The following is a 22,098-nucleotide window of genomic DNA, read 5'->3' as shown; positions in this document are numbered from 1 at the left end:
TCTCAGTCAGGGAGGTAAAGTCTAATCCATCGGTCCCTTATCGCCAGGTTTGCCCGGAAGCTCTTGCGGGAATAATTCAAACTTGGCCTGCTTGTCCGCCTTGACGAACACGCGTTCGCGGATGATCGAATCCTCGGCCCAGTTGAACATGAAGATCGGCGTTCCCTGCGGGATGTTGGAGAAGCGCTTGTTGATGATGAGCGCGCCCGGATATTCCGTCAGGCCGACATTGTAGACGTGCTCGGTCGAGATTTTCTGGAAGTTCCGCATCAGGTCGGCGCGTTGGTCGTTGTCCTGCGTCGAGACGAACTTGTTGACGATGTCGACAAGGTCCTTCTCGAACGGCATCAGGTCGACCTGGCCGCTTTCCGGCGCGCGATGGTTCCAACTGGTCTTCGGCCCGACCGGCGCCAACTGCTCGGTGTTTTGAACGACGGAGGTAAGCTCGGTTTCGTTTCGCCGGATCAGCCAGTCGAAGCGGCCGGAATATTGTGTGGCATCGCGCTGCGTGCCGTTAAGCCCGTTGAGCACGACTCTGAGGCCGAGCTTCTCCATCTGGGCGACCACGCCTTCGGCAAGGCTCTTGTCGGTGCCGTAGTCGTTGTTGACCAGCATGACGATCTCGACATTCTTACCGCCGGCGGTGCCGGCCGGGAAATTCACGATGCCGTCGCCGTCGGTGTCCTTGAGACCTGCCTTGGCGAGCAAGGCCTTTGCGCCCGCGAGGTCGAAGGGATAATAGACGGTCGACCTGCGGTCATAGAAGCTGGTGCCCGACGAGAAGCCGCCCGGATAGATGGCGGTGAACGGGCCCTTGACCAGCGAGTCGCCCAGCGCCTTGCGGTCGAGCGCCATGGTGACGGCCTTGCGGAAGTCCTCGTTGCGGTTCAGCTCGCGGATCGCCTGGCCGCGTTCGTCCGGGTTACCCCAGCCATTGGCGGAAAAATTCATGCGCAGATTGTAGCCGATCAGGCGCGGGCCGAAGGCGAGGCGGGCCGGCGCGTTTTTGTCGGCCGCGCGCTTCAGCGAGGCGACGAAATTCTCCGGCTGCTCGAGGTTGGAGAAGTCGCCGGATCCCGCCACCGCCTGGACGTCGCGGTCGGCCCAGGTCGACAGCTTGTATTGCAGCTCGTTGAGGTAAGGCAGCTGGTTGCCCTTCTCGTCGACCTTCCAATAATAAGGGTTGCGGCGCATGACGATGATGTCGTCCGCGCGGTATTCCACAGGCACCCACGCGCCCATCACCGGCATGTTCATATATTCCGGCGGGAAGGCGTTCTTGAACTGGTCGTAGGTGTTCTTCGAATATTTCGGATGCTGCGGCTTCAATATGTGCGCGGGGCCGGGGCAAAACGTGCCGTAGGCCATGGCGTAGAGGTACTGCTTCGGGAAGGCGTCCTTGAAGGTCCACTCGACCGTGTAGTCGTCGATCTTCTTCAGCGTCGTGCCGACGCCGAAGGTCTCCTCGGTCGCGCCATTGAGCGGCGAGACGTTCGGGTCGACCACCTCGTCATCCCAGTAGAACATGACGTCGTCTGCGTTGAAGGCCACGCCATCGGACCATTTGGCGCCCTCGATCAGATGCATGGTCAGCTTGTGGCCGTCCTTCGACCAGTCCCAGCTTTTGGCGAGGTTCGGCAACGGCTCGGTGTCCTTGGCCTCGACCTGGAACAGCGGCGCGGTGCGCGTCAGGCATTCGGAGAGGCCGATATCGATGCCGCCCCAGCCTTGCGTCTGGCCGGCGCCGTAGTTCCAGCCTTCCGGCCGGCCGCCGATGACATGGCGCATGGTATCGCCATAGACGCCGATGCCGTCCGGCATGTTGGCTGTCTTGAAGACCAATGGCTCCTTCGGCAACCGGTCCTTCACCGGCGGCAGCTTGCCGGTCTTGACGTATTTTTCCGTCACCCAGTCGGGCTCGTGATATTCGGGCAGCGCCTTGAACTCCAGGATGGAGTCGCGCGCCACGTATTTGATCTTGCCCTCGGCCGGAAAAGTCGCCGGCGTCGGCGGGACCGTCGGCTCGGAAGCGAAAGCGTTGAGTGCCGGAACGGAGACGCTCAGCGCCAGTCCGGCGGCAAGGCCAATGCTGCGTAGGTTCCTCATAATCTCCTCCCTCGTGTTCAGATTTGGCTGCTACCCGTCTTCTGCCTGGACGGCTGATTGCGGTGGACCTGCCTCCCAAGGTCCATCGCTCCGCCCGGGTTTCAGCCGGTCTGCTTGAGCGCCGCTTTTTCGGCGCGCAATTCCTCGATCGAGCGCACATTTCGCCGCGCCGCACCTGCCCAGTCGCGGGTCTTGATCGCGGATTTCGACAGCCGCTCCTTGGCGGCCGGAACCGCATGCGCATATTGCGGCAGCCATTGAGCCTGGGCGACGACCATCTCGTCCACCATCTGCCAGACCTCTTCGGGCGTCGACACCGCACCGACCAGCGGGTCGTGCAGCACGGCGAGCTTCAACAGGTCGATATCGCCTGATATCGCCGCATGCACCGACATGCGCTGCACATTGATCGAGGCCATGCAGGTTGCGGCACACGCTTCGGGCAGGGTGATGCCGGCAGCCATGTTGATGCCGAACCGGTCGACGAAGCCGGGCGACTCGATGATGGCGTCCTGCGGCAGATTGCTGATCACGCCGTCATTCCGGACGTTGAAATGGCCGCGATAGACACGGTTGGTCTCCAGCGCCTCGAGGATGTGGCTGGCGTGCTCGTTGGAGCGCTTGGCCGGATCGATCTGCTTCGACGCCGCTTCGAGGAATTGCGGGTACTCCGTCTCGAACCAGTTGCGGGTCTCGGTCGAGTAGCGCAGATAGCCGCCGGTCTCGCCATGGATCCAGTCGGACATGTCGATCCAGCGCGTGATCTCGTCGGGCCGCTTGCGGTACCAGGGCAGATATTCCGACAGATGCCCGTTGCTCTCGGTCGAATAGACGCCGAACCGCTTCAAGACATCGATGCGCAGCTTTTCCTGCTGCGAATAGACCGGGTGCGCCTCGAAAGCGGCGACCAGCTCATCCTTGCCGACCTTGCGTCCGTCCAGCCGCAGATCGATGAACCAGGTCTGGTGGTTGATGCCGGAGCAGACATAGTCGAGCTCCCTCGGCGATTTCGCGCCGAGCACCTCGGCGATCTGCTCGGCGCCATGCTGGACGCCGTGGCAGAGACCGACCGTATCGACCTTGCCATATTCGATTGCCGCCCAGGTGTTCATCGCCATCGGGTTGGCATAGTTGAGGAATTTGGCGCCCGTCGCGGCGACTTCGCGTATGTCTTTGCAGAAATCGAGGATGACCGGGATGTTGCGCTGGCCGTAGAGGATGCCGCCGGCGCAGATCGTATCGCCGACGCATTGGTCGATGCCGTATTTCAGCGGAATGCGGATGTCGTCGGCATAGGCTTCGAGGCCGCCGACGCGCACGCAGCTGATGATGTAGCGCGCGCCGTCCAGCGCCTTGCGGCGGTCGGTGGTCGCGGTGACTTTTGTCGGCAGCTTGTTGGCCTCGACGACCCGGTCGAGGATCGCCTTGATCATTGCCAGATTGTGCTCGCTGATGTCGGTGAGCGCGAATTCGATGTCCTTGAATTCCGGCACGCACAGAATGTCGGTGAACAGCTTCTTGGTGAACCCGACGCTGCCGGCGCCGATAATAGCGATTTTGAAGCTCATTACCTTCACCTTGATCCAACCGAATGCCAGGCAAGGAGCAGCAAGGGAGGATATGGCGGCGCGCCGTGGCGCACATGCCATTCGAGCCGGAATTCCGGCTCTTTCTCCTCCCGCCCGCTCCTCGACCGCGGGTCTTTCGCGTTCTTGAGTTTTGGATTATGCCGTTATTCGCGGGCGCGGCCAGAGAACGATTATGCTTTCGAGGGTAATTTTGTGCTGCGCGAGCTGATCGCCAACGGACAAGTGATGCGGACGGTATCGCTGCCGCGCGGCCGCCAGCGCCTGCACGCGATGCCGACCAGCACGGGCTATGAAGTCCGCCAGGACGTGACCTATGACTGGGATGGGCGCAAGCGCGGCCAGACGCCGTTCACCGTGCTGCAGCACACCATCAGCGGCGCAGGACAGTTGCGCTACGAAAACCGCAACTACCGCCTGCAGGCCAACGACACGCTGCTGGTGCTGGTGCCGCACAACCATCGCTACTGGCTGGGGCAGGGCGACCGCTGGGAGTATTTCTGGATCTCGATGAACGGCGAGGAGGCGCTGCGCATCCATAAATCGATCCTCGACGTCTTTGGCCCGGTCTTGCGGCTGCAGCCGGCGACCGTGGATCATCTTGCCGATTGCAGCCTGCGCCTCATCAAGGGCGCGGCGTCGCCCGGCAGGGCTTCGGCGATCGCCTACGAGGCTGCGATGGCACTCTACGACGATGTCTTTGGCTCGCACGCTTTCGCCGAAAAGCAGAGCGCCATGCAGCCGGTCATCGATCACATCAACGCCAATCTCGACAAGGCTCTGCCGGTGTCGGACCTTGTCGAGATCAGCGGCCTCAGCCGGGCGCATTTCTCGCGCTGCTTTGCCGAGAGCGAAGGGCTGCCGCCGGCCGAATTCGTCCTGCAGCAACGGCTGCAGCGCGCGGCCAAGCTTTTGACCAAGGCTGATTTCCTGCCGGTCAAGGAAGTCGCCGTCCTGTGCGGCTTCGAGGATGCGAACTATTTCTCCAAGGTCTTTCGCCGTTTCTACGGCATCACGCCGACGCAATTCCGCACCACCGGCATGTATGCCAGCCTCGGCAGCCATCGCTGAAAATTGGTCGGGGTTGACTTCAGCGCTTGGCGCTGTCGAGCGCCGTCGAGGCGGTGCTCACCGGATCGGCGGCGGCGGCAAAGGCGGCATCGATCTGCTCGGGCGTGCGCTGCACCGAGCGCTTCCAGGCGATATACTGAACGATGCCGAAACTGGCGCGTTGCGGCACCGTCTTCACCACCGGCATGTGGAAGCCGCTGCGGAACTTGCCCCAGCGCGCGCCGAGCACCGCGACCAGTTCCTCGACGGTCGGCGGCGTCGCCACATCGGCATAGGTGATCGTGGTCTTGCCGGCGATCGCGGCTGCGCGCGACAGCGGCACCGGGATCGAGGCGAGGTAATCGGACGGTACGTCGATCAGCCCGCCGAACGCCCATTGCTGGCGCAATTCGCTCGCGTTCATCGGCGCCACGCTGACGTCGATATCGTTGGGTGTGCCCGGCACGCGGTAGGGGCAGGAGAAATGCCCGCAATTGGCTTGCGCGGCGAACTGCCAGAGCGCGTAGCCTTGCCAGTTGCCCATCGGGAAATGCACGTCGATGGTCGGCTTGTAGCGCGCATACCAGAGCGGCAGTCGCGACAGCAGCCGATAGGTGTAGCGGTTATCGGCGATATACTGCGCCGTCCTGCCATTGGTGTAGAGCACCGGGAAGCGGCCGAGGCGGCGATGCACCTGGCGCACGAATTCTTCGGCGTCCTCCAGCGACATCCATTGCGCGGGGTCGATGCCTTCGATGTCCAGCGCCAGCAGATCGTCCGCCGCCGGCTCGGCGAAATCGATGAAATTGTTGGCCTGCTCGACCGGATTGCCGGGACGTGCCAGGTGATAAGCGCCCCATTTCAGGCCGAGCGCCTTGGCCACCACCTTGCGCGTCTGGAACAATTCGCGCGTCACCGCATAGCGCTTCCACAGCGCCTTGCAGAGCTTTACGTCGGTCTCGCCGCCGAAGCAGAAATAGGGCGGCGGCAGGCCGTCGGACGCCTTGTTGATGAAGCCGACGACGCGCTTGTCGGTGACAAGCTGCCCCCAGTCGATGGAATTGTATTCATAGGCGTCGATGATCAGCGCGCGGTCGGCATTCTTCCACGGCTCGGAGAAATCCGAGGCCTGTGCCGCCGTGCCCAGCACCATCGCTGCTGCGAGAAGCGCCAGGCGGCGAAGAGGGCGCGCCGGCTTTTTCAATCAGGGTGTCCCCACTGACCAGGGGACGATCCTGGACGCTTATGGTTAAGGAAGTGCTTCGGGGCCCTGAACCAGGTGATCGCAATGGTCATGGCTTCGGCCTGTCGCCGCCGCTTGTGCTCACGAGCTGTTTTCGGGCGACGCGGAAACGACAAAAAAGTATCGGTCGGGTGGACAAGCCGTGGTGGCAGGCGCTTCAATTGCCGCCTAAGCTTCCAATCACGGCGGCCAGTGGGAATACACGGCCTGCAGAAAGAAAAGCGCAGTAACCGGTCACCAGACCGGACCCGCGCGGGAGGAATGAACATGAACCCGGACCTGGAAGTCGTCCAGATCAGACAAGGTGAGTCGTTCAAGGCCTGGGCCCACGGCTACCCTTTCCGCACCGTGCGCTGGCACTTCCATCCCGAATATGAGCTGCACCTCGTCGTGGCCACCACCGGTCGCTATTTCGTCGGCGACTTCATCGGCGAGTTCGAGCCCGGCAATCTGGTGCTCACCGGTCCCAACCTGCCGCACAATTGGATCAGCGACGTGCCGCCGGGCGAGACTGTGCCGCTGCGCGGCCGCGTCGTCCAATTCTCCGAAGAATTCATCGCCGACTCGACCGCCGCACTTCCCGAGCTTGCCGCCTGCGCCGGCATCCTCGAAACCAGCCGCCGCGGCGCGCTGTTCTCGCCGGCGACGGCCGAGCTCGCCGCGCCGCTGCTTGCCGAACTGGTCGAAGCGCAAGGCGTGCGCCGCCTGTCGCTGTTCATGGCGGTGCTCGACATCCTGAGCCGCGCCGGCGATGTCCGCACGCTGACCAGCGCCGGCTACCTTCCCGATCCCTCCGGCTTCATGTCGGCCGGCATCAACCAGGCGCTCGCCTACATCAATTGCCACCTGACCGAGCCGTTCAGCGAAAGCGACCTTGCGGAAATCGCCGGGCGCAGTCCCAGCGCCTTCTCGCGCAGCTTTCGCCGGCATACCGGGATGGCGCTGGTGCAGTATGTCAATCGGCTGCGCATCAACCTTGCCTGCCAGTTGCTGATGAGCGACGCGCAGACCTCGATCACCGAGATCTGCTACGCAGCCGGCTACAACAACATCTCGAATTTCAACCGCCAGTTCCTGGCGCAGAAAGGCATGTCGCCCTCGCGCTTCAGGGCGCTGCTGGCGGAAAACATAAACGCGGAGATTGCCGCCTAACAGGGAGGACCGGGAGGAGCCTGAACATCGTCTGGAAGGAATGACGCGGGTGCGTTGGAGGCGCCCCGCGCTGGAGATCGCTTGTCCTGAAATCCAGCAACATCAAGAGGATGCGGATGCTCGCAGAGAGATGGTCAAGGACGATCATCCCCATGCCGCTGATGATAGTCCTCGCAACAGTTCGACATGCAGTCAAGACCTGGCGCGCCATGTGGTGCTCAGGTTTCGTGAAACCATTTTCTTCAAACGGAGATATTCGAATGACCAGATTTGCTTGGAAATCGCCACCCGCCCGCAAAGCCATCGGTGCGGCGGCGCTCGCACTCTCCCTGCTCAGCGGCACCGCCGCCTTTGCCGCTGATGTCACCGACGCCACGGTTGCCTTCCTGATGCCCGACCAGGCATCGACCCGCTATGAGCAGCACGACTATCCGGGCTTTGCCGCCGAGATGAAAAAGCTCTGCCCGGGCTGCAAGGTGCTCTACCAGAACGCCGATGCGGACGCCTCGCGCCAGCAGCAGCAGTTCAACTCGGTGATCTCTCAGGGCGCCAAGGCGATCGTGCTCGACCCCGTCGATTCGACCGCCGCCGCCTCACTGGTCAAGCTGGCGCAGAGCCAGGGCGTCAAGGTCATCGCCTATGACCGGCCGATCCCGACCGCGCCCGCCGATTTCTACGTCTCCTTCAACAACGAAGGCATCGGCAAGGCCATTGCGGATTCGCTGGTCGAGCACCTCAAGGCGCTGAAAGTCGATCCGGCCGGCGGCGGCCTGCTGCAGATCAACGGTTCGCCGACCGACGCGGCCGCCGGCCTGATCAAGAAGGGCATTCACGAAGGCCTCGACAACAGCGGCTATCCGATCCTGGCCGAATTCGACACGCCGGAATGGGCGCCGCCGAAAGCCCAGCAATGGGCGAGCGGCCAGATCACCCGCTTCTCGACCAAGATCCTCGGCGTCGTCGCTGCCAATGACGGCACCGGCGGTGGCGCGATCGCCGCCTTCAAGGCAGCCGGCGTCGATCCGGTGCCGCCGGTGACCGGCAATGACGCCACGATCGCCGCACTCCAGCTGATCATCGCCGGCGACCAGTACAACACCATCTCCAAGCCGAGCGAGATCGTCGCGGCCGCCGCCGCCAACGTCGCAATCAAGCTCCTGTCTGGCGAAACGCCAAAGGCCGAGATGACCTTGTACGACACGCCCTCGCAGCTGTTCACGCCGGCTGTCGTGACGCAGGAAAACCTCAAGGCCGAGATCATCGACAAGAAGATCAACACGGCCGCCGAACTCTGCGTCGACCGCTATGTCGAGGGCTGCAAGAAGCTCGGCATCGTCAACTAAGGGAACCGACCATGATCCCGAAAAGTGGAATCCGGTTTTCGGGCAAGGTCATCGTCCAACAAAAACTGTTCGGCCGCTCGAGGCGGCCGGACGCCACTCTTGACCGGCTCTCCGGAAAGGTTTGCCCCCAATGACCGACATCGCCGACAGACCGGTTTCGACCGGCGAACTGGTGCTCAGCCTGCGCGGCATCTCGAAAAATTTCGGCGCGGTCTCGGCACTCACCGACATCGATCTCGATGTTCATGCCGGCGAAGTCGTGGCGCTGGTCGGTGACAATGGCGCCGGCAAGTCGACGCTGGTCAAGATCCTGGCCGGCGTCCATCAGCCAAGCTCGGGCACGATCGATTTTCGCGGCAAGCCGGTCACCATGCCTGACCCGAGCGCGGCGCTGACGCTGGGCATCGCCACCGTCTTCCAGGACCTGGCGCTGTGCGAGAACCTCGACGTCGTCGCCAACATCTTCCTCGGCAAGGAGCTCAACCCGCTGCGGCTGGACGAGGTGGCGATGGAAATCCGCGCCTGGACGCTGCTCAATGAATTGTCGGCGCGTATTCCCAGCGTTCGCGAAGCGGTCGCCTCGCTGTCGGGCGGCCAGCGCCAGACGGTCGCCATCGCCCGCTCGCTGCTGCTCGAACCAAAGCTGATCCTGCTCGACGAGCCGACCGCGGCGCTGGGCGTCGCCCAGACGGCGGAAGTGCTGAACCTGATCGACCGGGTGCGCGAGCGCGGCCTCGGCGTCTTGATGATCAGCCACAATATGGAGGACGTGCGCGCCGTCGCGGATCGGATCGTCGTGCTGCGGCTTGGCCGCAACAACGGCGTCTTCGCGCCCGACGCCTCCAACCAGGAACTGGTCAGTGCCATCACCGGCGCCTCGAACAATGCGGTCTCGCGCCGCGCCGAGCGCCGGCAAGCTCAGCAAAATCAGGCCCAGCAAAACCAGGAGCAACGGCCATGAGCGCGGAGATGAAGCACGACACCTCGGCCTCGACGGCGCTCGACCGCAGCGACGTGCGCGTCAAGCATGAGGCCGGCGTCGGTGGCGCGCTGCGCGCCTTCCTCGACCGCGTCCGCTCCGGCGATCTCGGCTCGCTGCCGGTCGTCGTCGGCCTCGTCATCATCTGGACCGTGTTCACCAGCCTCAACCCGGTGTTCGTCTCCTCCAGCAACCTCGTCAACCTGCTATTCGACTGCTCGACGGTCGGCGTCATCGCGCTCGGCATCGTCTGCGTGCTGATGGTCGGCGAGATCGACCTGTCGGTCGGCTCGATCAGCGGCTTTGCCTCGGCTCTCGTCGGCACGCTGTGGGTCAACCAGGGCTGGCCAGTGGCGCTCGCCATCCTCGCCGCCCTCGCTTTTGGCGCGGCCATCGGCTGCCTCTATGCCATGCTGTTCAACCGGCTCGGCATGCCGAGCTTCGTTTCGACGCTGGCCGGCCTGTTGGCGGTGCTCGGCATGCAGCTCTACATCCTCGGCTCCACCGGCTCGATCAACCTGCCCTATGGCTCGAACCTGGTGAATTTCGGCCAGCTCATGGTCATGCCGCACTGGGTCTCCTATGGGCTGGCGGCTCTGCCCGGCATCGTCATGCTCGTCACCGGCCTGCGCACCATCAGTCGCCGCCGTGCCGTCAACCTGTCGGCGCCGTCGCTCGGCGGCCTCATCGTGCGCGTCGTCGCCATCACGCTGGTGCTCGAACTCATCGTCGGCTACCTCAACCAGGCGCGCGGCATTCCATGGATGTTCGGCCTGTTCGTCGGTCTTGTCGTGGCGATGAACTACGCGCTGACCCGCACCAAATGGGGCCGCTCGATGACCGCCGTCGGCGGCAATCGCGAGGCCGCGCGGCGCGCCGGCATCAAGGTCCGGCTGATCTATCTCAGCGCCTTCGCCGCCTGCTCGATGTTCGCGGCGCTTGGCGGCGTGCTGTCGGCCGCCCGTCTTGCCTCGGCAAGCCAGCAGGCCGGCACAGGCGACGTCAACCTCAACGCCATCGCGGCGGCCGTCATCGGCGGCACCAGCCTGTTCGGTGGCCGCGGCAGCGCCTATTCCGCGCTGCTCGGCATCATCGTCATCCAGTCGATCGCCAGCGGGCTGACCTTGCTCGATCTGTCGTCGTCGCTTCGCTACATGATCACCGGCGCCGTCCTGGCGATCGCAGTCATCGTCGATTCCCTGGCACGCCGTTCGCGGGTTTCCCACGGCCGCGCCTGACGCCCATCAATCCCGAGCATGATCCCAACCAAAGGTCGGGAAAGATCGTGCTCGACAACAGCAAGACAAATTGAGCGAGGACCAAACATGGCTCAGGATCTAACAGGCAAGGTGGCCGCGGTGACCGGCGCGGCATCTGGCATCGGCCTCGAATGCGCCAGGGCGATGCTGGCCGCCGGCGCCCGCGTCGTGCTGGTCGACAGGGCCGAAGACAGGCTGAAGGAGGTCATCGCCGAACTCGGCGCAGGCGCGATCCCGCTGGTGGTCGACCTGACCAGCCCGGCCAGCGTGGCGACCATGCTGCCTGGAATCCTTGAGAAGGCCGGCCAGCTCGACATCTTCCACGCCAATGCCGGCTCCTATGTCGGCGGCGAGATCCTCAACGGCGATCCGGACGCCTGGGACCGCATGCTGAACCTCAACATCAACTCGGTCTTCCGCTCGGTGCATGCGGTGCTGCCGCACATGGTCGAACGCAAGACCGGCGACATCATCGTAACCAGTTCCATCGCCGGCCTCGTCCCTGTCGTCTGGGAGCCGGTCTACACGGCCTCCAAGCATGCCATACAGGCCTTCGTCCATACGCTGCGCAGGCAGGTGGCCAAGCACGGCCTGCGCGTCGGCGCCGTGGCGCCTGGCCCGGTGGTGACGGCGCTGATCAGCGATTGGCCGAAGCAGAAGCTCGAAGACGAGCTGGCCGCCGGTGGGCTGATGCAACCCGTGGAGGTCGCGGAAGCCGTCCTGTTCATGCTCACGCGCCCGAGGAACGTCACCATTCGCGATCTGGTGATCTTGCCGCAGAGCAATGATTTGTGAGTGAGTAGTGAGTAGCGAGTAGAAAAATATCCCGCTTACTAATTACTACTCACTATTCACTGCTTCCATCTTGAGGTCCCTCCATGCCTTCCCATTTCCTCGGCGTCGATGTCGGCACGGGCAGCGCGCGAGCCGGCGTCTTTGATGAGCGCGGACAGCTCGTGGCTTCCGCCAAGCGCGATATCGCTCTGTTCATGGAACCCGGCGAGATCGCCGAGCAATCCAGCCGCGACATCTGGCAGGCGGTATGCGCCAGCGTGCGCGAGGCGGTCGCAAAGTCGGGCGTCGAACCTCGGGAGATCAAAGGCATCGGCTTCGACGCGACCTGTTCCCTCGTGGTGGTCGGTGACGAAGGCGAGGCCCTGCCGGTCGGCCATTCAAGCGACAATGACAGAAACATCATCGTCTGGATGGACCACCGCGCCCTTGACCAGACCAGGCGCATCAATGCCGGCCGGCATCCTGTCCTCAATTATGTCGGCGGCGTCATTTCGCCGGAAATGGAAACGCCGAAGCTTCTGTGGCTGAAGGAGAACCTGCCCGCGACGTTCGCCGGGGCGCGGCATTTCTTCGATCTGGCCGATTACCTGAGCTGGCGTGCCACCGGCAGCCTCGCCCGATCTGTCTGCACGCTCGCCTGCAAGTGGACCTATCTCGGCCATGAGCGGCGCTGGGACGAGAGCTATTTCCACGCTATCGGGCTAGGCGAGCTGGCCGACGAGGGTTTTGCCCGCATCGGCACCGAGGTGGTCGATCCGGGCACGGCGGTGGGCGCCGGCCTGACGCCGGTGGCTGCTGCCGAACTGGGGCTGGCCGCCGGCACCGTCGTCGCCGCCGGGCTGATCGATGCCCATGCCGGTGGCGTCGGCACGGTGGGTGCAGCCGGCAATGTCGGCACGCTTTCTTCACGCATGGCCTATGTGCTTGGAACGTCGGCCTGCACCATGGCCAGCAGCCAAGGTCCGGCCTTCGTTCCGGGCGTCTGGGGTCCTTACTTTTCCGCCATGGTGCCGGGGTTCTGGCTGAGCGAGGGCGGCCAGTCGGCCGCCGGCGCCGCCATCGATCTCCTGGTGCGCTTCCACCCGGCCGCGGTCGAGGCCTCGGAGCGCGCCGCTGCGCAACGCAAATCGCTGGTCGATTGGCTGGCCGCGACCGCGGCGGCAAGCTCGCCCGACCTTTCGGCGGCCGCCAGCCTCGCCGGAAGCATCCATGTCGTGCCCGAGTTCCTCGGCAACCGTGCGCCATTCGCCGACCCGGATGCTCGCGGCCTGATTGCGGGGCTGGACACCGATCGTTCGATGGACAGCCTCGTCGGCCTCTACGTGGCCGGGCTTTGCGGCCTCGGCTACGGCGTGCGCCAGATCGTGGCGGCGATGGCGTCGTCCGGTCTCGCCGTCGACACCATCGTCATCAGCGGCGGCGCCGGGCAGTCATCGCTTGTGCGCCAGCTGCTTGCCGACTCGACAGGCCTGCCGGTCGCCGCCTCGCAATCGCCAGAGCCGGTGCTGCTCGGCGCCGCGATGCTCGGAGCGGTCGCGGCCGGCCGTTACCCCGACCTTTCGATCGCCATGCCTGCCATGTCCCGGCTCGGCGACATCTTCCAGCCGGCGACTGGTGCGATGCGAGCGTGGCACGACCGGCGCTACGAAGCCTTTCTGGCGCTTCAGGCGGTGGGACGCAGCATACGCTGAGGCGCCCGTCAGCGGCGGAACTGCACCTCGAACGGATCGGGCGCCGGTTCCTGCGGCAGCGTGCCTTCGTCCCGGCGCTTCTTGTGGTGGGTTAGCGAGCATTGTGGCGAGCACAATATGCCGCGATCGGTCCAGTAAGCCGGACCCTGCTCAAGCTCACCGTGGTAGTAGTTAAAGGCAGGAGCCCGGTAAGACAGGCCGCATTCGATGCAACGATAGGCGTCGGGTCTGGCAAGCATGGGATGTTCCGGTTCGGTCTGTACGATTAACGGGATGAGATCATACCGCAGGGTGAAATTCCCTGTCATAGAATTTTGGTAGGCGAGGGTCGTAGCTTCGAAAGCATAGAGCAACCTTGAAGCCCGTTCGCGGGTTCGTCATCCACGGGCGGAGCAAGGAGCGAAGCGACGCGGCGCAGACCCGAGGATCCATGCCGTGACGTTGAAACGGTCTCCACGGGCCAGATTCCGCTCCGCTGCACCCTTCGCTAAAAGTCCCAGCATGGATCCTCGGATCTACGCGTCCGCTTCGCTCCCGCTCCGCCCGTGGATGACGAAGTTCGGGCGCTTCGGTTAATCTCCGAAGTCGGCAAGCCACAAAATCCGCGTGACAAAATTTGACGTTTACGTAAAAAGAAGGTGCGGGGCCGGCCCAAAGGTGGATGGCCTCGCTTCGGCCATGCGCCTACGCTCGGCCGGAACGGGAGGAGGAAATCATGTATAGCGCACCCGTCGACGACATCGCCTTCACGCTGAAGCACGTGGCTGGGCTGAAGCCGGCGCTTGATGCGGGAACCTTCGGGGATCTTGGCGAGGACCTGGTCGATGCGATCCTGGCCGAAGCCGGACGTTTCGCCAGCGAAGAGGTGGCACCGCTCTACAAGATCGGCGACGAGCATGGCGCGGTATTGAAAGACGCGACTGTGACCACGCCGCCCGGCTGGAAGGAGCTTTACCGGCGCTGGACCGAAGGCGGCTGGAACGCGTTGTCCGGTCCGGAGGAATTCGGCGGCCAGGGCCTGCCGGCGATGCTCGGCGTCGCCGCGCTCGAAATGTGGAATTCCGCCGCCATGGCCTTCGGCATCGGCCCGACGCTGACCATGGGCGCCGTCGAGGCGCTCGACAAGCATGCCTCGGACGCGCTCAAGGCAAAATACCTGGCCAAGCTCGTTTCCGGCGAGTGGATGGGCACGATGAACTTGACCGAGCCGCAGGCAGGCTCGGATCTCGCGGCCTTGCGCAGCCGAGCCGAGCCGGTCGGCGACGGCACCTACCGCATCTTCGGCCAGAAGATTTTCATCACCTATGGCGAGCATGATTTCACCGACAACATCGTGCATCTGGTGCTGGCCAGGCTGCCCGACGCGCCGGCCGGCACGCGCGGCATCTCGTTGTTCCTGGTGCCGAAGTTTTTCGTCAATGACGATGGTTCGCTCGGCGCCCGCAACGACGTCTTCTGTTCGGGCCTCGAGCACAAGCTCGGCATTCATGCCTCGCCGACCTGCACCATGATCTATGGCGACGGCTTTCAGGGCGCTGCGCCCGGCGCCATCGGCTGGCTGATCGGCGAGGAGAACAAGGGGCTGGCCTGCATGTTCACCATGATGAACAACGCCAGGCTTTGCGTCGGCATGCAGGGCGTGGCGGTGGCTGAAGCCGCGACGCAGAAGGCGATCGCCTATGCCAATGAGCGCCGCCAGGGCAAGGCGTCCGATTATGCCGGCTCCGGCATGGCGCCGATCGTCCATCACCCGGACGTGCAGCGCAATCTGCTGACCATGAAGGCGCTGACGCAGATCGCACGCTCGATCAGCTATGCCTGCGCGCATGCCATCGACCGCGCGCGCCTCAGTGAGGGCGAGGCGGCAGCCCGATGGCGCGACCGCGCCAACCTGCTGACGCCGCTCGCCAAGGCGTTCTCGACCGATGTCGGCGTCGAGGTCGCCTCGCTGGGTGTCCAGGTGCATGGCGGCATGGGCTTCATCGAGGAGACGGGTGCCGCGGCGCTTTACCGCGACGCCCGCATCGCGCCGATCTATGAAGGCACCAACGGCATCCAGGCGATCGACCTGGTGTCGCGCAAACTGCCGCTCGACGGCGGCGAGCATGTGCATGGTTACATCGGCGAACTGAAGGCGGTTGCCGACGCGGTGCGTATGTCGAACATCGAGGGGTTCGGCCGCACCGCCGACAATCTCGACCGGGCGCTTGCCGACCTCGACGAGGCGACGCGTTTCCTGCAGGCGCTACTGGCCGACGGCAATGCCGACGCCGCGATGGCCGGCGCCACGCCTTATCTGCGCCTGATCTCGCTCGCCGCCGGCGGCGCCTATCTGGCGCAAGGCGGGCTTGCTGACCGCGGCCGCATTCCTCTTTGCCGTTTCTTTGCCGAAAACCTGCTTGGCGAGGCGCGCGCGCTCAAGGAACGCGTCATCGACGGCGCCGACAGCCTTGCTGCTGCCGGCAAGGCGCTGATCTCCGCCTGAACACGAAGGAACCGACAGTGACCGACCATATCCTCATCGAGCGCCGGGGCGCCGTGCAGATCATCCGCATGAACCGTCCCGACAAGAAGAACGCGCTGACGCGCGCCATGTACGCGAAAATGTCGGCGGCGCTCGCCGAAGGCGACGCCGATCCGGCGGTGCGCGTCCATGTCTTCCTAGGCGTTCCCGGCGCCTTCTCTTCCGGCAATGACCTCGCCGATTTCCTGGTCATCGCCACCGGTGGCGAGGGCGGCAACGAGGTCTGGGATTTCCTGATGGCGCTGGCCAGGGCGGAGAAGCCGATGGTCTCCGGCGTCGACGGCGTTGCTGTCGGCATCGGCACGACGCTCAACCTGCATTGCGACCTCACCTTCGCCACGCCGCGCACCATCTTCCGCACGCCCTTCGTCGATCTCGGCCTGGTGCCGGAGGCCGGCTCCAGCCTCATCGCACCGCAGCTCCTGGGACGGCAGGGCGCCTTCGCGCTGCTCGGCCTTGGCGAGAGCTTTTCGGCCGAGCGCGCCAAGGCTGCCGGGCTGATCTACGACGTGGTCGCCGAGGATGCGCTGGAAGGCGCGGTGCTGGCGGCGGCCAACGAGATCGCGGCGAAGCCGCCGCAGGCGCTGAAGATCGCGCGCGACCTGATGCGCGAGCCGCGCGAGGCGCTTGTCGCCCGCATCAAGGTCGAAAGCGCGCATTTCCGCGAGCGGCTGACCTCCGACGAGGCGCGCGCCGCGCTCACCGCCTTCATGACGCGCAAGAAGGTGGGCTGATCCGGCGACACTGGCAGGTTGTGGCAGCTTCGAGCAAAACTCGCGTCGGACGCGAGTTTTGCTCTGTACACTGCCGTTGCCGCACCCTATCTCGTAAATCCAACGGGGCGGGGGCTCAGAGCAATTCCAGGAAAAGCGGGTAGCGGTTTTCCGTCGGGAATTGCGTCAAACGAGACTTTGGTCGGTGGAGAGGACATGGCCCGCAACGTCGCTGCCAGGAAGCAAATTTCTGAAGTGATCAGAGGCATGCATTGACGGATTGAGTGTCCGACATGTTTGCCGATGCCGCAAAACCGCTCGCGCTGACCCTAAAACTCTGGTGGCGCTTCTGGCCGCAATTGGTCGCCTTGGTGCTGTTGGGCATCGTGTTCGGCGACCTGTTCATGCAGATCGCCGCGCGCGCCGCCTTCTTCAACCATATGGCTGGCCTCGCCTTGCTGACGCTGGTGGCGCTGACGCAGCTCATCGTTACCGTCGCCATGTTCCAGACGCTGCTGCCGGCCTTGCCTGCGGTGCGCGCCGCCCAGCAGGCGGCTCAAGGCGAAACCGAGGCTGAGCCTGGCACCGGCAGCGCCAGGTTGGCGCGCATGGTCACCGTCGCGCTCTTGCCCTTCTTTGCCTATTACGCCGCCTGGGGGTTTTTGGGCGACACGGTGCGGCAATATTCGCGCGTCACGCTCGACATGGCGCCCTTCGGGGAAGGTGCGGGCAATGTGCTCGACGTGCTGGATTCGCGCTGGCTGATCCTGTCGGTGGTCATCTCCTGGCTGATAAGGCGCTTCGCCACCGCGATGCAGAAGCGTGGCGGCTCGCGTTCCTTCTGGCAGATCGTGGTTGTGATCTGCGAGACCAACTGGATCTTCATCGGTCTCTACGTGATCTCGCGCTGGAAGGACCAGATTGTCGGCTGGATCATGAGCCGCAACATCTTCTCCATCCTGCAGGCCGCGGCTGACGGTGTTGCCCATCCCATCGCCATCGCCTTCGCCGCTCCGATGGTGCCGGTCGAAGTCACCTCCATCGACACCACGACCAAACTGGTGAACCTGTTCTTCTACATGCTGTTGCCGGTGATCTGGCTGGTGCTCGCGGCGCTGATCTACGGCTATGACGTGCGCGACGACAGGGAGCTGATGCGCGTGCACAGCCGTGTCGAGCGCCTGGGCGAGCGCTACCGCGCCATTCCGAAATTCCTGCGCGACTTCGCCGAGCATTTCATCTCCGGCTACCGCTCGCGTTATTTGCCGATCGCCAACGGCGTGCGCATCACGCTGAGTTCCGGCGTGGTGCTGATCGCCACGCTGATCGTCGGTTACCGGCTGATCGACTGGGCTGCCGCGTGGGGCTGGCTCGGCATGACGCGGCTCATCGGTCCGCATGAGCTCGACACCTGGCAGGTGCTCTCGCAGGGCGTCTCGCTGCTGTTCGGCAGCGCTTTCCAGGATTCCTCCACCGGCATCCTGGTCGAGCCGCTGCGCATCTCGTTCCTCGCCGCTGTTCTCGAAACCGCATTCGCGCTGCCGAAGCGCCAGGCGAGCGAGAGCACGCAGCCATCCGATCCTTCGGACACAGCGGAGGCGCAGCATGCTTGAGAGCGCCCGCTCGCGGGTCAAGGCATGGGCGATCGCCGGCATCGGCACGGCGGCGGCAATTGCCGTCGCCGGTCTGCTCGGCGCCTTCGAGGCGAGGCATCAAGCGTTGGCGGCCCTTGCGCCTTCCAGTCAAGTCGACACCGGCGAATGGCTGGTGCGGCCGCTGAAGGCGTATGTTTCGGCGGAAAAACACGTCTACGGCACACTGCTCAAGCCCGGCGGCAAGGCGCTGGTGCTGGAGTTGGAAATGACCAACCGCACGGCAAAATCCACGAAGGACTATTTCGAGCTTCTGCAGGCGGGGCCGACGCCGGTCGATCCCGCGACAAAGCCCTTCATCGTACTCACGCGCGATTCGACGATGTCACCCGAATTGCACCCCGGCATGCCGGAGCGCATGGCCTATATCTGGCAGTTGCCGGATGGCGCGGCGCCCCCGGCAAATTTCGGCCTGACAGTCATTCGCAAGACCTACAAGCTGCGCGACAACCTCTATGGCCTTCCGGGCTGGTTCAATCCGGCGCCGATCGGGACCTTGACCATGCCTGTCGGCGCTGGCCCCGATGCCCCGGATCTGCAGCCATGATGCGCAGGCTGGCGAACATCCTCCTGCTGCTGGTCGCCGTGGCGTTTTGCTATGGGCTGCAGCTATCGAAGCCGCATTACGGCGACCTGATCGGGCCTATCCCGGCGCGCGGTAAGCTCGGCGATACGATTGTAGGACGCGGCTTCGAAGCGCGTGCCGAAAAGGTGGAGTTCGCCCGCAACCTCAGGACGGATCGCTTCGGCGAGACCGAAATCCTGACCACCGGCGGCGTCTGGGCGGTGGTGACGGTCAAGTTCGCGGCGCGCGCGCAGTCCACGGTGGTCTCGATCGCGTCCTGGCGCGGCCCGACCGGCCTGACCTACGACCAGACGGAGCGGCTGTCCTTTGCCAACGACCTGCTTCCCGTCCCCATCGATCCCGGGCTGCCGAGGAAAGCGCGGCTGGTCTTCGAACTGCGGCCGGACCAGGTGAGCAACGCCACCTTGCTGATTTCGGAGAAGCTGCTGGCGGCGCTGGATTCTCAGGCCGAGATTTCGCTCGGCCCAATTGCCGTAGGTGCTGACGGCATGCCTGCCGGCACCGTCGACACATTCGACATGACGCAGCCGCTTTGAGGTACCAATGACGGCAGAGGCTTTTGCTCAGGAGAATAGATCAGGCGAGCGCAAATGGCGCCGCCGCAGCCTGTGGTCGGTCATCCTGCTCATTCCGCTGGCGATCGCGGTCGAGGCCTATGACAGCGTCAAGGCGCTGCTTGCCGACAACGATCTCTTCTCGCGCCGCGTCGCCTGGGGCCAGAGCGCGCATTTCGGCGGCAGCGACTGGAAGCTGACCGATCTGCGCGGCGCTTTCGGCATGGCGAACCTGCCGCCGGATTCAGTGCCGGTGCTGGCCGACTTCCAGGTTACGATCGGCAATCCCGACCTGCAGAATCTCTGGCTCGGCTGCAAGATCGTGCTGATCGACAAGGACGGCCGCCACTGGTCGCCGACCACGCTTGTATCGCTGAAAACCCCCGATACCGTGCAAACCTGCGTCTCGGCGATATTTTCCGGTGCCAAGACCGGCGACACGCTCAATCTGCGCGAGACGTTTTTGGTACCGAAGGAAGCGACCAAGTCGATCAGGCCGGCGGTCGGCGTTGCCAGCGAACGCCCGCATTTCCTGCTGTTCCAGATGGAGAAGGATTAGAGCAATTCTGGGAAAGGTGCGTAGCGGTTTTCCGTCCGGAGTTGCGTAAAAACAAAGAATTGGAGCGGGTCAGCGGTTCAGTGAAACGCTGGACCGGTCTAGGGATAGAGCCGCGTCTTGTCCCAGCCGCCCTTGCCGTCGTTCGAAAACACCAGGCGGTCATGCAGCCGGAACGGCCGGTCATGCCAGAACTCGATCGTCTGCGGCAGGATGCGGAAGCCCGACCAGTGTTTCGGCCGCGGAATCTCGCCGATGGGGTAGCGCGCCGTGTATTCGGCCACCGCTTTTTCCAGCGCGAAGCGGCTTTCCAGTGGCCGCGACTGTTTTGAGGCCCAGGCGCCGATGCGGCTGCCGCGCGGCCTGGTCGCGTAATAGGCGTCGGCTTCGGCATCGGTCACCACCTCCACCGGTCCGCGTATGCGCACCTGGCGGCGCAGCGATTTCCAGTGGAAGCACATCGCCGCCTTCATGCTGCCCAGAATTTCACGGCCCTTGGCGCTTTCGAAATTCGTGTAGAACACAAAGCCTCGTTCATCGAATCCCTTGAGCAGCACCATCCGCACATCCGGCATGCCGTCGGCATCGACGGTCGCCAGGGCGACGCCGTTGGCATCGTTGATCTCGCTCTTGGTGGCGTCCTCCAGCCATGCGGCAAAGAGTCGGAAAGGCTCTGCGGCCTCGGTGAAGTCACTGCTTGTTAACTCAGTTTCGGTCATAGTTTTCCGAATTTTTACCGTTGCGGGAGGAGTTTGCCTGTTGTCGCGCATCATGCAAGCTTTTGACAGCAGGCAACGGAGCGTTATCGCTTCGGCCAGCGTCAAGGCTGCGTTCGTGATGCTGGCGCTGCCGCTGACCGCCTGTGGCGCCGGCGGCTTCAGCCTGGAAAAGGCCGAGGTCGACCGCTCGATCATCACCTCCAGCGCGCCTGCGGCGCCCGCCGACAAGGATTCCGACCAGACCACCATCGGCAATGCCGTCTCTTCCGCCGACATCAAGGAGTTGGGCGGCCAGGCCGTGCCATGGGCCAATGCCGGCACCGGCTCGCGCGGCGCGATCACCGAGCTGGTGGAATTGAAGGACAGCGGCCTGACCTGCCGCCGCTTCACCGCCACGCGCGAGAGCTTCGACGGCGTGGCCCTCTACAAGGGCCAGCTCTGCCTGGCCGGCGCCGGCGGCTGGCGCATGCAGGAATTCAAGGCTCTCTAAGGGGCACTCTGATTTTCGGTCGTCAATCCCTCTTGCGCCACTGGAATTTCTTCCTATGCGAGCGCATATAGGGGGCGACCATACACTCACTCTCTCTTGCAGGCAGGAAGCATGCGCGACCCCTATGAGGTGCTGGGCGTTGCCAAGAACGCATCGGCCAAGGACATAAAATCGGCTTACCGCAAGCTCGCCAAGAAGCATCATCCGGACCAGAACCCGAATGATCCCAAGGCGAAGGACCGTTTTGCCGCCGCCAACCAGGCGTACGAGGTCGTCGGCGACGAGAAGACGCGCGCCGCCTATGATCGCGGCGAGATCGATGGCGACGGTAAGCCGAAATTCCAGGGTTTCGAAGGTGCGGCCGGCGGCGACCCGTTCGGTGGTTTCCGCCGCCAGCAGGGCCCTGGCGCCGCGCATTTCGAATTCCGCAGCGGTCGTCCGGGCGGCGATCCGTTCGACGGCAACAGCGACATTTTCAGCCAGATTTTTGGCGACGCCTTCTCCGGCGCGCGTGGCGGCGGCAGGGGCGGCGATCGCCGTCAGCCGGTGCAAGCCGCGGATTTGAACGTCACGCTGGATGTCAGCGTCGAGGAGGCAGCCACCGCCGAAAAGGTGACGGCGATGTTCCCCGACGGCCGCAAGGTCGCGGTCAAGCTGCCCGCCTATGTCGAGGACGGCCAGACCATCCGGCTCAAGGGTCAGGGCGAGCAGGGACCGGGACAGCCGGGCGACGCGCTGGTCAAGATCCACATCCGCCGTCATCCGCGCTACCGCATGGAGGGCCGCGACCTGCATGTCGATCTGCCCGTCGATCTCACCGACGCCGTGCTAGGCGCCAAGGTTGCGGTCGAGACGCCGACCGGCAAGCTGGCCGTCAACGTCCCGGCATGGTCGAGCTCGGACAAGGTGCTGCGGCTGAAGGGCAGGGGCCTGCCGGAAAAAGCCGGCGGCCATGGCGATCTCTACGCCCATGTGCGGCTGATGCTGCCGGAAGGCGGGGATAGCGAGCTTGAGGCCTTGATGCGCCGCAAAAAAGGCTGATGGCGCCGGTTTTCTCTCCCTGACTGTCTGTTTTGAACGCTTGAAGGGGCTTGGTGCCT

20 protein-coding genes are annotated in these 22,098 nt (G+C 64.2%); 15 read left to right on the top strand and 5 right to left on the bottom strand.

Annotated features, from left to right (window positions below; all coding sequences use genetic code 11):
- Window positions 1-21: 21 nt before the first annotated feature.
- Window positions 22-2,106, bottom strand: a complete 2,085-nt coding sequence (locus AB6802_RS19460) for an ABC transporter substrate-binding protein (protein WP_371011794.1) — start codon at window positions 2,104-2,106, stop codon at window positions 22-24.
- 101 nt (window positions 2,107-2,207) lie between these two features.
- Entirely contained in the window at window positions 2,208-3,674 is a 1,467-nt protein-coding gene (locus AB6802_RS19455) for an alpha-glucosidase/alpha-galactosidase (protein ID WP_371011793.1), read from the bottom strand.
- Between the two features lie 246 nt (window positions 3,675-3,920).
- Between AB6802_RS19455 and AB6802_RS19450 the strand changes: the two genes are divergently transcribed.
- On the top strand, window positions 3,921-4,763 hold the full coding sequence (locus AB6802_RS19450) for an AraC family ligand binding domain-containing protein (protein ID WP_371011968.1): 843 nt from the start codon (window positions 3,921-3,923) through the stop codon (window positions 4,761-4,763).
- Between the two features lie 19 nt (window positions 4,764-4,782).
- Here AB6802_RS19450 and AB6802_RS19445 read toward each other — a convergent pair whose 3' ends face one another.
- Window positions 4,783-5,895: a glycoside hydrolase family 25 protein gene (locus AB6802_RS19445; RefSeq protein ID WP_371011967.1), complete on the bottom strand. Its 1,113-nt coding sequence runs from the start codon at window positions 5,893-5,895 to the stop codon at window positions 4,783-4,785.
- A gap of 357 nt (window positions 5,896-6,252) precedes the next feature.
- On the opposite strand from AB6802_RS19445, the gene AB6802_RS19440 reads away from it, so the two are divergent.
- The 6 genes from AB6802_RS19440 to AB6802_RS19415 all read left to right on the top strand — a co-directional run bounded on the left by AB6802_RS19440 (window position 6,253) and on the right by AB6802_RS19415 (window position 13,204).
- Window positions 6,253-7,137 (top strand): helix-turn-helix domain-containing protein, encoded by an 885-nt coding sequence (locus AB6802_RS19440; protein ID WP_371011792.1) that lies wholly within the window; start codon window positions 6,253-6,255, stop codon window positions 7,135-7,137.
- 260 nt (window positions 7,138-7,397) lie between these two features.
- Window positions 7,398-8,480: a sugar ABC transporter substrate-binding protein gene (locus AB6802_RS19435; RefSeq protein WP_371011791.1), complete on the top strand. Its 1,083-nt coding sequence runs from the start codon at window positions 7,398-7,400 to the stop codon at window positions 8,478-8,480.
- A 130-nt stretch (window positions 8,481-8,610) separates the two neighbouring features.
- The gene (locus AB6802_RS19430) at window positions 8,611-9,441 is read left to right on the top strand and encodes an ATP-binding cassette domain-containing protein (protein WP_371011790.1); all 831 of its coding nucleotides are present in this window, start codon (window positions 8,611-8,613) and stop codon (window positions 9,439-9,441) included.
- Window positions 9,438-10,697, top strand: a complete 1,260-nt coding sequence (locus AB6802_RS19425; protein WP_371011789.1) for a sugar ABC transporter permease — start codon at window positions 9,438-9,440, stop codon at window positions 10,695-10,697. Before AB6802_RS19430 ends, AB6802_RS19425 begins: the two co-directional genes overlap by 4 nt.
- 87 nt (window positions 10,698-10,784) lie before the next feature.
- Window positions 10,785-11,513: an SDR family oxidoreductase gene (locus AB6802_RS19420; protein ID WP_371011788.1), complete on the top strand. Its 729-nt coding sequence runs from the start codon at window positions 10,785-10,787 to the stop codon at window positions 11,511-11,513.
- Between the two features lie 83 nt (window positions 11,514-11,596).
- Window positions 11,597-13,204, top strand: a complete 1,608-nt coding sequence (locus AB6802_RS19415) for an FGGY-family carbohydrate kinase (protein ID WP_371011787.1) — start codon at window positions 11,597-11,599, stop codon at window positions 13,202-13,204.
- Between the two features lie 8 nt (window positions 13,205-13,212).
- On the opposite strand, the gene AB6802_RS19410 is transcribed toward AB6802_RS19415, so the two are convergent.
- Window positions 13,213-13,443: a hypothetical protein gene (locus AB6802_RS19410; RefSeq protein WP_371011786.1), complete on the bottom strand. Its 231-nt coding sequence runs from the start codon at window positions 13,441-13,443 to the stop codon at window positions 13,213-13,215.
- A gap of 476 nt (window positions 13,444-13,919) precedes the next feature.
- Between AB6802_RS19410 and AB6802_RS19405 the strand changes: the two genes are divergently transcribed.
- From AB6802_RS19405 to AB6802_RS19380, 6 genes are all read left to right on the top strand, one after another.
- A complete protein-coding gene (locus AB6802_RS19405; RefSeq protein ID WP_371011785.1) occupies window positions 13,920-15,689 on the top strand; it encodes an acyl-CoA dehydrogenase family protein in 1,770 nt (589 codons plus the stop codon).
- Window positions 15,690-15,706: 17 nt separating this feature from the next.
- Window positions 15,707-16,462, top strand: a complete 756-nt coding sequence (locus AB6802_RS19400) for a crotonase/enoyl-CoA hydratase family protein (RefSeq protein WP_371011784.1) — start codon at window positions 15,707-15,709, stop codon at window positions 16,460-16,462.
- A 272-nt stretch (window positions 16,463-16,734) separates the two neighbouring features.
- The gene (locus AB6802_RS19395) at window positions 16,735-18,054 is read left to right on the top strand and encodes a hypothetical protein (protein WP_371011783.1); all 1,320 of its coding nucleotides are present in this window, start codon (window positions 16,735-16,737) and stop codon (window positions 18,052-18,054) included.
- Complete coding sequence (locus AB6802_RS19390) at window positions 18,047-18,640, top strand: hypothetical protein (protein ID WP_371011782.1); 594 nt, start codon at window positions 18,047-18,049, stop codon at window positions 18,638-18,640. Before AB6802_RS19395 ends, AB6802_RS19390 begins: the two co-directional genes overlap by 8 nt.
- Complete coding sequence (locus tag AB6802_RS19385; protein WP_371011781.1) at window positions 18,637-19,215, top strand: hypothetical protein; 579 nt, start codon at window positions 18,637-18,639, stop codon at window positions 19,213-19,215. The genes AB6802_RS19390 and AB6802_RS19385 overlap by 4 nt, the downstream gene beginning before the upstream one ends.
- Window positions 19,216-19,222: 7 nt before the next feature.
- Window positions 19,223-19,792, top strand: coding sequence for a hypothetical protein (locus AB6802_RS19380; RefSeq protein ID WP_371011780.1), 570 nt, complete (start codon window positions 19,223-19,225; stop codon window positions 19,790-19,792).
- A 98-nt stretch (window positions 19,793-19,890) separates the two neighbouring features.
- On the opposite strand, the gene pdxH is transcribed toward AB6802_RS19380, so the two are convergent.
- Complete coding sequence (pdxH, locus tag AB6802_RS19375) at window positions 19,891-20,559, bottom strand: pyridoxamine 5'-phosphate oxidase (protein ID WP_371011966.1); 669 nt, start codon at window positions 20,557-20,559, stop codon at window positions 19,891-19,893.
- Here pdxH and AB6802_RS19370 point away from each other — a divergent pair.
- Both AB6802_RS19370 and AB6802_RS19365 read left to right on the top strand, forming a co-directional pair.
- Window positions 20,549-20,998 carry an RT0821/Lpp0805 family surface protein gene (locus tag AB6802_RS19370; RefSeq protein ID WP_371011779.1) on the top strand — a complete coding sequence of 150 codons (450 nt, stop codon included), beginning with the start codon at window positions 20,549-20,551 and terminating at the stop codon, window positions 20,996-20,998. The two genes, pdxH and AB6802_RS19370, sit on opposite strands and share 11 nt — an antisense overlap.
- Window positions 20,999-21,109: 111 nt before the next feature.
- Window positions 21,110-22,039 (top strand): DnaJ C-terminal domain-containing protein, encoded by a 930-nt coding sequence (locus AB6802_RS19365; protein WP_371011778.1) that lies wholly within the window; start codon window positions 21,110-21,112, stop codon window positions 22,037-22,039.
- The last annotated feature ends 59 nt before the right edge of the window (window positions 22,040-22,098 follow it).

It is taken from the genome of Mesorhizobium sp. RCC_202, assembly GCF_041355295.1.
In the GTDB taxonomy this organism is placed as follows: domain Bacteria; phylum Pseudomonadota; class Alphaproteobacteria; order Rhizobiales; family Rhizobiaceae; genus Mesorhizobium.
The sequence above is the reverse complement of the archived record's forward strand: the minus strand, read 5'-3'. Positions and strand labels throughout refer to the sequence as shown.

Excerpts from the sequence above, each read along its gene's own strand:
- AB6802_RS19450 (WP_371011968.1), top strand. The coding sequence starts at position 3,921 with ATGCGGACGGTATCGCTGCCGCGCGGCCGCCAGCGCCTGCACGCGATG.
- AB6802_RS19410 (WP_371011786.1), bottom strand. The coding sequence starts at position 13,443 with ATGCTTGCCAGACCCGACGCCTATCGTTGCATCGAATGCGGCCTGTCT.
- AB6802_RS19365 (WP_371011778.1), top strand. The coding sequence starts at position 21,110 with ATGCGCGACCCCTATGAGGTGCTGGGCGTTGCCAAGAACGCATCGGCC.
- AB6802_RS19430 (WP_371011790.1), top strand. The coding sequence starts at position 8,611 with ATGACCGACATCGCCGACAGACCGGTTTCGACCGGCGAACTGGTGCTC.
- AB6802_RS19395 (WP_371011783.1), top strand. The coding sequence starts at position 16,735 with ATGTTTGCCGATGCCGCAAAACCGCTCGCGCTGACCCTAAAACTCTGG.
- AB6802_RS19440 (WP_371011792.1), top strand. The coding sequence starts at position 6,253 with ATGAACCCGGACCTGGAAGTCGTCCAGATCAGACAAGGTGAGTCGTTC.
- AB6802_RS19455 (WP_371011793.1), bottom strand. The coding sequence starts at position 3,674 with ATGAGCTTCAAAATCGCTATTATCGGCGCCGGCAGCGTCGGGTTCACC.
- AB6802_RS19460 (WP_371011794.1), bottom strand. The coding sequence starts at position 2,106 with ATGAGGAACCTACGCAGCATTGGCCTTGCCGCCGGACTGGCGCTGAGC.
- AB6802_RS19435 (WP_371011791.1), top strand. The coding sequence starts at position 7,398 with ATGACCAGATTTGCTTGGAAATCGCCACCCGCCCGCAAAGCCATCGGT.
- AB6802_RS19380 (WP_371011780.1), top strand. The coding sequence starts at position 19,223 with ATGACGGCAGAGGCTTTTGCTCAGGAGAATAGATCAGGCGAGCGCAAA.
- AB6802_RS19415 (WP_371011787.1), top strand. The coding sequence starts at position 11,597 with ATGCCTTCCCATTTCCTCGGCGTCGATGTCGGCACGGGCAGCGCGCGA.
- AB6802_RS19420 (WP_371011788.1), top strand. The coding sequence starts at position 10,785 with ATGGCTCAGGATCTAACAGGCAAGGTGGCCGCGGTGACCGGCGCGGCA.
- AB6802_RS19425 (WP_371011789.1), top strand. The coding sequence starts at position 9,438 with ATGAGCGCGGAGATGAAGCACGACACCTCGGCCTCGACGGCGCTCGAC.
- AB6802_RS19385 (WP_371011781.1), top strand. The coding sequence starts at position 18,637 with ATGATGCGCAGGCTGGCGAACATCCTCCTGCTGCTGGTCGCCGTGGCG.
- pdxH (WP_371011966.1), bottom strand. The coding sequence starts at position 20,559 with ATGCGCGACAACAGGCAAACTCCTCCCGCAACGGTAAAAATTCGGAAA.
- AB6802_RS19405 (WP_371011785.1), top strand. The coding sequence starts at position 13,920 with ATGTATAGCGCACCCGTCGACGACATCGCCTTCACGCTGAAGCACGTG.
- AB6802_RS19445 (WP_371011967.1), bottom strand. The coding sequence starts at position 5,895 with ATGGTGCTGGGCACGGCGGCACAGGCCTCGGATTTCTCCGAGCCGTGG.
- AB6802_RS19390 (WP_371011782.1), top strand. The coding sequence starts at position 18,047 with ATGCTTGAGAGCGCCCGCTCGCGGGTCAAGGCATGGGCGATCGCCGGC.